Source organism: Skermanella sp. (genome assembly GCF_059503625.1).
Genome location: NZ_JCACHA010001127.1, coordinates 1 through 5,227, shown reverse-complemented (window position 1 = coordinate 5,227; position 5,227 = coordinate 1). Strand labels below are relative to the sequence as shown.

Sequence of the window (5,227 nt, the reverse complement as noted above, 5' to 3'; positions counted from 1 at the left end):
GCAGGCTCGGATTGTCGGGAAAGCGCCGGGCAAGACGCAGGGCCAGTGTCAGCTTTGGAACCATGATTGCTCCTCTGGACGGGGATCAGGCTGGATTCAGCCAGGGTGCGGGACCGATCCCCGATAGAGAGCAAGAGGCATGCCGGACCGGAGCCGTCACTTTCCGGATCAGCGTCCGTACGGATAGCAGCGCGTGTTGAACGACACCTTCAGGTGCCGCGCCAGAATCTCGAAATCCTCCGTGTATTCGGGAAACGGCGAGCGGTTGCCGCGCGCGACGCCGATGTCGATTCGTCTGGGTTGTGTCATCGCGGTGGAGACCGGATCGGCATTCCGGTTCCTAAGCGAGAAGAAACGCGCTTCGGCGAAGTCTCCCTTAGGCACCGACCGCCGGTCGGTGATGTGCTTGGCGAAGTACTTGGACACGGCGTGGTCCATGCGGAAGCTTTCCCAATCCGCGGTCGCCTGGTCGATCAACTCGACCCAATATCGACCGCCTACGGTCGAAAGAAACATCCCTCACCTTCCTGCTTTAGATATTCCCGCTTTAGTCGCCGGGTGTAATCACCCGCAGTATGCGGGTTAGGTGCGACATATCCCGTTCCTGAACGTTATTGGATCACAACGACTTCAGGAACTGAAAATGCAGGAAGCACGCCTCATCCGAGCGGCCAAGGCGCTTGGCGACATGCCACTTACCACTAAACACGAAATCGGTGAATTGGACCCGTTCACCTTGCGGACATATCTCGAGGAGATGCTCGTGGATGAAGCCAGTTCCAACGTCGATATCGATCAGGTGCTCCGGCAGATGGTCGAGATCGCATTGACGACCTATAACAGCGACGACTGAGCCCTTCCGGTTCTTCCGATCACAGGCTGAGATAGGCGCTGCGGATTTCCTCGTCCTCCCGAAGGGCCGCCATCGCACCCTCGTAGCGGATGCGGCCCTTCTCGATGACATAGGCCCGGTCGCTTACCAGCGCCGCGAAGTGAAGGTTTTGTTCCGACAGCACCACGGTCTGGCCCTCGGCCTTCAGCCCGACGATGGCATGGGCCATCATCTCGGTGATCCGGGGGGCCAGACCTTCCGAAGGTTCGTCCAGCAGGATCGCCGAAGGATTGCCCATCAGGGTTCGGGCGATCGTCAGCATCTGCTGCTCGCCGCCGCTCATGCGGCCTCCCGGGCGGTCCCGCATGTCGCCCAGGTTGGGGAACAGCGTGAACAGCCGCTCCGGCGTCCAATGCGGCGCTCCGGCCCGTGCGGGCTGGCGGCCGACTTCCAGGTTCTCCATGACGGTCAGGTCGGTGAAGATCCTTCTGTCTTCCGGGACGTAGCCGAGGCCCAGGCGCGCGATCTCGTGCGGCTGGCTGCGCGAGATGTCATGGCCGGCGAAGCGGACACGCCCGCTCCGGTCCGCGATCAGCCCCATGATCGACCGCATCGTGGTCGATTTGCCGGCGCCGTTGCGGCCCAGCAGGGCCACCACCTCGCCGCGCCGCGCTTCCAGCGTGACGTCGAACAGGATATGAGCCCGTCCGTAGAAGCTGTTCAACCCCTCGACGCTGAGGATGACCTCGCTCATCGGGGTGACCTTTCCGGTCCATGTCCGAACATGGCGCCGCTGCCCAGATAGACTTCCTGCACCTGGGCGTCGGCGCGCACCTCGGCGGGCGTCCCGGAAGCGATCAGCTCGCCCCGGTTCAGCACGATGATCCGATCCGCATGGCTGAAGACGACATCCATGTCGTGCTCGGTGAACAGGACGGCGATGTTCTTTTCCCGCACCAGTTCCGCCGTCAGGGCCATCAGCTCGATCCGCTCGCGCGGCGCCATTCCGGCGGTCGGCTCATCCATCAGCAGCAGGCGCGGTTCGCTCGCCAGCGCCATCGCCAGTTCGACCCGCTTCAAGTCGCCGTAAGCCAGCACGGCGCAGGGCCGGTCCGCCTGGGACGCCATGCCGACCCGCTCCAGCAGCGCCATACCCTCGGCGATATGCCGCCGCGCCGCCCGTCCCCAGAAGTCGAACAGCCGCCGGTGATGCGACAGCAGCACGGTCTGGATGTTCTCCAGCACCGTCATGGAGCCGAAGGTCGCCGTGATCTGGAAGGTGCGCCCGACGCCAAGCCGCCAGACATGGCGCGGCGATTTCCCGCGCAGGCTGGACCCGTTCAAAGTGATTTCTCCCGCATCGGGCGGGATCTGGCCGTTCAGCATGTTGAAGCAGGTGGTCTTGCCGGCGCCGTTCGGACCGACCAGCGCCAGCAGCTCACCCGCCGCGACCGAAAAACTCACTCCATCGACCGCATGGACGCCGCCGAAGGCCTTCGTCAGCCCCTTCACCTCGAGCACGGTCATGCGGCGCGCTCCCGCCGCCGGAACGCCCCGGCGATGCCCATCGGGAAGACCAGGACCAGCACGATGATCGAGACGCCCAGCAGCAGCCTCCAGTACTCCGTATGCCGGACCATTTCGGTGTTGAGCGTGTAGAAAACAACAGCTCCCACGACCGGCCCCGTCAAGGTCTGCACGCCCCCCAGCAGCACCATCACCAGCGCATCGACCGAGCGCGGTATCGCCATCAGGTTGGGGAACACGCTGCCCTTGGCATAGGCGTAGAGCCCGCCGCCCAGCCCCGCGAAGGTGCCCGCCAGGGTGAAGGCCAGCCACTGGACCCGGCGGACGTCTATGCCCACCGCATCGGCCCGCAAGGGCGAGTCCCGTCCGGCCCGCAGCGCGTAGCCGAACGGTGAAAAGATGATCCGGCGGAGCATCAGGACGCCTCCGGCGCAGAAGGCAAGCGTCAGGTAATAGAAGACCCAGCGGGGCGATGCCCAGCCGTCGGGCCAGACGCCCAGGATACCGTTGTCGCCCCCCGTCACGGCTTGCCACTGGAACGCCACCGACCAGGTGATCTGCGCGAAGGCCAGCGTCAGCATGGCAAGGTAGACGCCGGACAGGCGCACGCAGAACCAGCCGAACAGCAGCGCGCCGCCGGCGGCCAGCAGTGGCGCCGCCACCAGTCCCGGCAGCATGCCGGCCGCGAAGTGCTTCACCAGCAGCCCCGCGCCATAGGCTCCCAGCCCGAAATACGCGGCATGGCCGAACGAGATCATGCCGCCCGGACCCATGATGAAATGCAGGCTGGCGGCGAACAGCGTCAGGATCAGGATTTCGGTCAGGACCGTCAGTGCATAGTCGCCGGCCAATGCGGGAAGCAGCGCCAGGACCGCCAGCAGGGCCGCACCGGCCAGCCGCCCGGCCGGGGTCGCCGGCCTCAGCAGCGGCTCCTGCGCGTTCCCCGCCACGCGCGCCAGCGCCTGCGGACGGCCAAGCAGACCATGGGGCCGCACCACCAGCACGACCGCCATGAACAGGAACACGATGACCAGCGTGATCTGCGGGAAGATCAGGATGCCGAAGGCCTGAAGCTGGCCGATCAGCACCGCCGCCAGGAAGGCGCCGCCGACGCTGCCCATGCCGCCGACCACGACGACGACGAAGGCCTCCACGACGATGTTGATGTCCATGTGCAGGTTGACCGCCTCGCGCGGGATCTGCAAGGCGCCGCCCAGACCGGCCAGCAGGGAGCCCAGGAACAGGATCGAGGTGAACAGCCAGGTCTGGTTGATGCCAAGGGCGGCCGTCATCTCCCTGTCCTGCGTCGCGGCCCGTACCAGCGTCCCCCAGCGCGTCCGGTTGAACAGCAGCCAGAGCAGTCCCAGCACCAGCGGCCCAAGTGCTATCAGCAGCAGTTCGTATTTGGGAAAGGGACGTCCCAGGATGCGGACGACACCTTCCAGGCCGGGCGCCCGCGGTCCCAGCAGGTCTTCCGGTCCCCAGATCGCCAGCGCCGCATCCTGCACGATCAGCACGACGCCGAAGGTGGCCAGCAGTTGGAAAAGCTCCGGGCTTCGGTACAGCCGGCGCAGCACCAGCATTTCCAGTGCCACGCCGAGCAACCCTGTGGCAAAGGCGGCGATCGCGACGGCACCCCAGAAGCCGATGCCGCCGGCCCAGCGCTCCGCCAGCGTCACCGCGATATAGGCCCCGACCATGTAGAACGAGCCATGGGCGAAGTTGACGATACGGGTGACGCCGAAGATGATCGACAGGCCGGCGGCGACCAGGAACAGGGAAGATGCCTGGGCCAGTCCGCTCAGGCACTGCACGACATAGAAGCCCATCAGCCGGGTGACCCGCTGGAAAGCCGCCGCACGGAAACGGTCACTGCTGCGGACGGCGCTTCAGGACCACTTCGTCGGGCGGCAGGTAGTCGGCGCCGTCGGAATAGGTCCAGTCGGTCATCGCTCCCTTGCCGTCCTTCACCGCGATCCTGCCGACATAGGCGCCCATCGTCGCCTGATGATCGATGGCGCGGAACTCGATCCCGCCGAACGGGCTTTCGACCTTCAGCCCCTTGAAGGCGTCGGCGACCTTCTCTGAATCGGTCGAGCCTGCTTTTTCGACGGCGGCGGCGATGGCCTTGAAGGTCGTGTAGCCGACGATGGAACCCAGCCGGGGATAATCCTTGCATCGCGCCTGATAGGCATCCAGGAACGCCTTGTGCGCGGGGGTGTCGATCTGGTCCCACGGATAGCCCGTCACGATCCAGCCGTCCGGCGCCTCGCCCTTGAGCGGGTCCAGGTATTCCGGCTCGCCCGTCAGCAGGCTTACGACCGACACGCCGTCGAAGACCCCGCGCGTCGTGCCCTCGCGGACGAACTTGGCGAGATCGGGGCCGAAGGTAACGTTGAAGATGGCTTCCGGCTGGGATGCCGCCAGCGCCTGGGCGGTCGATCCGGCGTCGATCTTGCCTTGTGCCGGCCACTGTTCTCCGACGAATTCGACATCGGGCCGCTTCGCCTTCAGCAGCTGCTTGAACACCGCGACCGCCGACTGGCCGTATTCGTAGTTCGGCGCCACCGTGGCCCAGCGCTTGGCGGGCAGGGCCGCCGCCCGGTCGACCAGCATGGCGGCCTGCATATAGGTCGAGGGGCGCAGGCGGAAGGTGTAGCGGTTGCCCTTGTCCCAGGTGATGGCGTCGCTCAGCGGTTCGGCCGCGACGAAAACCTTCTTGCTGCGCAGCGCATAGTCGCTGACAGCGAGCCCGATATGGCTGAAATAGGTCCCGGCCAGGATATCGACCTTCTCGTTCGACACCAGTTCGTTGGCAACGCGGACCGCGTCGTCCGGCTTGCCGGCGTCGTCGCGCGAGATCACCTC

General features: G+C 65.6%; 6 protein-coding genes. 1 reads left to right on the top strand and 5 read right to left on the bottom strand.

Annotated features, from left to right (window positions below; all coding sequences use genetic code 11):
- Positions 1-168: 168 nt before the first annotated feature.
- Complete coding sequence (locus tag AC5JJ6_RS40295; protein WP_496047442.1) at positions 169-516, bottom strand: hypothetical protein; 348 nt, start codon at positions 514-516, stop codon at positions 169-171.
- Positions 517-643: 127 nt separating this feature from the next.
- On the opposite strand from AC5JJ6_RS40295, the gene AC5JJ6_RS40290 reads away from it, so the two are divergent.
- Positions 644-853, top strand: a complete 210-nt coding sequence (locus tag AC5JJ6_RS40290; RefSeq protein ID WP_496047441.1) for a hypothetical protein — start codon at positions 644-646, stop codon at positions 851-853.
- Positions 854-872: 19 nt separating this feature from the next.
- Here AC5JJ6_RS40290 and AC5JJ6_RS40285 read toward each other — a convergent pair whose 3' ends face one another.
- The 4 genes from AC5JJ6_RS40285 to AC5JJ6_RS40270 form a co-directional block, all read right to left on the bottom strand.
- Entirely contained in the window at positions 873-1,586 is a 714-nt protein-coding gene (locus AC5JJ6_RS40285) for an ABC transporter ATP-binding protein (RefSeq protein WP_496047440.1), read from the bottom strand.
- A complete protein-coding gene (locus AC5JJ6_RS40280) occupies positions 1,583-2,359 on the bottom strand; it encodes an ABC transporter ATP-binding protein (protein ID WP_496047439.1) in 777 nt (258 codons plus the stop codon). The genes AC5JJ6_RS40285 and AC5JJ6_RS40280 overlap by 4 nt, the downstream gene beginning before the upstream one ends.
- Positions 2,356-4,188, bottom strand: coding sequence for an ABC transporter permease (locus AC5JJ6_RS40275; protein WP_496047438.1), 1,833 nt, complete (start codon positions 4,186-4,188; stop codon positions 2,356-2,358). The genes AC5JJ6_RS40280 and AC5JJ6_RS40275 overlap by 4 nt, the downstream gene beginning before the upstream one ends.
- 40 nt (positions 4,189-4,228) lie before the next feature.
- Positions 4,229-5,227 (bottom strand): ABC transporter substrate-binding protein (locus AC5JJ6_RS40270; protein ID WP_496047437.1); only part of this gene is annotated, 999 nt, incomplete at its 5' end.

Excerpts from the sequence above, each read along its gene's own strand:
- AC5JJ6_RS40275 (WP_496047438.1), bottom strand. The coding sequence starts at position 4,188 with ATGGGCTTCTATGTCGTGCAGTGCCTGAGCGGACTGGCCCAGGCATCT.
- AC5JJ6_RS40285 (WP_496047440.1), bottom strand. The coding sequence starts at position 1,586 with ATGAGCGAGGTCATCCTCAGCGTCGAGGGGTTGAACAGCTTCTACGGA.
- AC5JJ6_RS40280 (WP_496047439.1), bottom strand. The coding sequence starts at position 2,359 with ATGACCGTGCTCGAGGTGAAGGGGCTGACGAAGGCCTTCGGCGGCGTC.
- AC5JJ6_RS40295 (WP_496047442.1), bottom strand. The coding sequence starts at position 516 with ATGTTTCTTTCGACCGTAGGCGGTCGATATTGGGTCGAGTTGATCGAC.
- AC5JJ6_RS40290 (WP_496047441.1), top strand. The coding sequence starts at position 644 with ATGCAGGAAGCACGCCTCATCCGAGCGGCCAAGGCGCTTGGCGACATG.